Here is a 2,788-nt window from a genome sequence, read left to right as displayed (position 1 = left end):
TCAAAGGAAAGGAAAGTGCCCCAATCATTCGAAAGGGAAGCCGGTCGCTGGGGACCACCTGAGTTTTTGAGTACGCAGTCGCAGTTAGCAGTCGCAGTATCAGCTAAATCGCCTGCCTACTGCCACTGCCAACTTTCATTTTTGAACCTTGAACCTTGAACTTTAAACAGTAAACTTACTGGTTACTGCCGCTGGCTACTGCTAACTAAACCCTTACCCCTGCCTACTGCCACTGGTTACTGCCAATTTCTATTTTACGGTATATCCCTTCCCTTCCATACAGGCGGAAAAGGCCTTTTTGAAGTTGTTCATCATTTCCGTTGAGGCCGCAGAAGCCGCTGCATTATTGGCTTGTTGCTGGCGTTCATCCCCTACAACCTTGGAACGTCGTCCGCGTATACCGCCTACAACCGCCCCGATGGCGGCTCCCTGCCCGGCATCCCCGGCAATGGCTCCGATGGCCGCCCCGGCTGCAGCTCCTCCGGCAGCACCCCGGACAGCTGTACCGTCCACAGACCTGTCTACTTCAGCGGCGACCACCTCTGGCGGATTCAGGGGGTCTACCCCTGATTGTTCTTTGGCCCAACGGTAGCAAGCCATTTCGTCCGCATCCTGTTGTTCGGTGCTTTGGTTATTGGATGGGAATACGTACAGACCGAATCCGCTGGCCAGGTTATCCTGAGCGTGCGTCTTTTGGGTTACTCCAAACCCAATTATAATTCCGATACAAATTGTTGTTATAGTTCTCATTTTCTTTCCCTTTTTGAATTAAAGATTATCAGGGTTTATAAAGACGTATCCCAGTTGTTCCAGCACATCCGCTTCATTGTAGAAAGTGAAGGTTTTGGCAATTTTTCCGTTTACGATCTGGTAGTTGGTATTTACCCAGATTGTGGCAGACTCCCCATCTTTGTAATCTATTTGGAGTTCCGCCCAGTTAGCCACCCAGTCTCCCTGGTTTGGACCTTCGGGGATGGTTACTCCTGCGAACTGAGATCGGTTGTATTCGATCTTGTCATACAGGTCCGCAACGCTCTTTTTCCAGCTTTCTACAGCAGCAGCTTTCTGAATCGTGTCTCCTGCTGAAGGACCATAGCCTTCATAATTTTCGGCCAGTAGGGTCTCCATAGCGTCGTAGTCCAGGGCTTCCACCGCATCCACATATTGTTTTACAACAGTGATGTTCGCCTCGTGGTTGTCAGTACCTCCACAGGCAATAAGAATTGGCAGAATTAGCAAAAAAATGAATTTTTTCATGGCGTATATATTTTTATAGAATATTGATTTCAGAGTATCTATAAAGATACGAATATCGGATGCCACAGGTGAGGTATTTGTTGATTAATCGAATGCCCAACCCACTATTTAAATTCTTTCTTGAGTTGAGAATATCTTTTAAAAAAGAGGTCTTAAAATGTTTCAGACATATTACTGCCTTTAGACTGTTGTCATAAAACACAACCCGGTGCATTCTCTGACCACAAAAACCCTGTTATCTCAGTTGATTCCTTCTAAAATCCGTGATGCCTTACAACCCAAAACGGTATTGCAGCCCACAGAAAAACTGCTGCCTTCCGGAGGAAAAACCGTATTCGGCGCGGATCATCCAGCTTTTGTTGAACTGGAATTGACTTCCCACCTGCAGGCTCCAGAGCTTGGCCTGTGCTTTATCCAGGGTATAATCTAAAGTGGAGTTACCGGCATTATCCACTGCGTTATCGGCGGAATTCAGGACGTTCCCGGCCAGATCCAGCTTGGCCTGATTGGCTTCCCTTTTGATTTTGTTCACAGGGTTGGCCTGTTCTACAGGTGTCAGGCCTTCCCACCACTGGTCCAGTTCTACCTGGGCTTCACCCACCTTTTCCTGCCCTGTGGCGATTCTAGTCTCCCACTCGGCTATGGGAAGGGCGTCACCTAAATTTAAACTTCCTTTGGTATCTCGGTTTACTTTAACGCGGAACCCCCCTACCCAGATGGAAATATTTCGTTCTGGTTTGGCAAGTTGAAACGTTTTCCCGATCCTCGGGTCAAAAATAAAAGCAAACACAGGGTTTTCCTGTTTGTCCACATCAGACCATGTGAAATTCATATCCAACGCCAACCATCCCCCGAGAAAACCCATAGTGGGTGTTAAACCAAAACCCGTAGTCTGACTGCTGAATTCCGGACTGGTCTGGATCGAAAAAAGCTCTTCTGTCCCATCCACAAGGGGTATGGTCACACTTACATCTACATTGGTCGTAGATTCCGCTCGGGCAAAGATTCCATACACATTCAAAAAAGGCAATACCCATACATCCGGACGGATATTTATACCACTGGATTCTGCCGTGGTGCTGTTGAACCGGATAAGCTCATCTACATTGACCAATTCTCCTCCATTAAATCCTATACTTACATTGGAAATGAGGATATCCGAATTTTGCCAGAGATAATTCACCCCAATACCTGCAGAATAAGGAAGCTCAAAACCTTTTTCCTTAACCTTCTGACCCCAAATGGGAAGCAGGTATGGATAATCAGCATCCTCCGGTTTTTCCTTCTTCAGATCTGCATACACCTGAGCCTGCGTCGTTAAAGAGGTTATTAGAAACACGGCGGAAAACAGAATTACTTTCAAAAAACGTGAATCTGGATACATGGATTTTCTTTTCAAAAATAGACAGCAAATTTACGATATAAATTCCTCTAAGTAGGTCAGAAATGAAGAATCCTGAATACCTGGATTAAGGGGTGCATGAAAAAATTGAATATCTTGCCAATCCAAAATCACACAATGGTATACCAA

General features: G+C 46.0%; 3 protein-coding genes. All 3 read right to left on the bottom strand.

What is annotated here, in order from left to right; all coding sequences use genetic code 11:
* Positions 1-249: 249 nt before the first annotated feature.
* The 3 genes from WBV75_RS10505 to WBV75_RS10495 all read right to left on the bottom strand — a co-directional run bounded on the left by WBV75_RS10505 (position 250) and on the right by WBV75_RS10495 (position 2,620).
* Complete coding sequence (locus WBV75_RS10505; RefSeq protein WP_424120566.1) at positions 250-750, bottom strand: glycine zipper family protein; 501 nt, start codon at positions 748-750, stop codon at positions 250-252.
* Between the two features lie 18 nt (positions 751-768).
* Positions 769-1,257, bottom strand: a complete 489-nt coding sequence (locus WBV75_RS10500; RefSeq protein ID WP_424120565.1) for a nuclear transport factor 2 family protein — start codon at positions 1,255-1,257, stop codon at positions 769-771.
* Between the two features lie 271 nt (positions 1,258-1,528).
* Positions 1,529-2,620 (bottom strand): hypothetical protein, encoded by a 1,092-nt coding sequence (locus WBV75_RS10495; protein WP_424120564.1) that lies wholly within the window; start codon positions 2,618-2,620, stop codon positions 1,529-1,531.
* Between the last annotated feature and the right edge of the window lie 168 nt (positions 2,621-2,788).

Origin of the sequence: Robiginitalea sp. (assembly GCF_049588695.1) — a bacterium.
Classification (GTDB): domain Bacteria; phylum Bacteroidota; class Bacteroidia; order Flavobacteriales; family Flavobacteriaceae; genus Robiginitalea.
The sequence above is the reverse complement of the archived record's forward strand: the minus strand, read 5'-3'. Positions and strand labels throughout refer to the sequence as shown.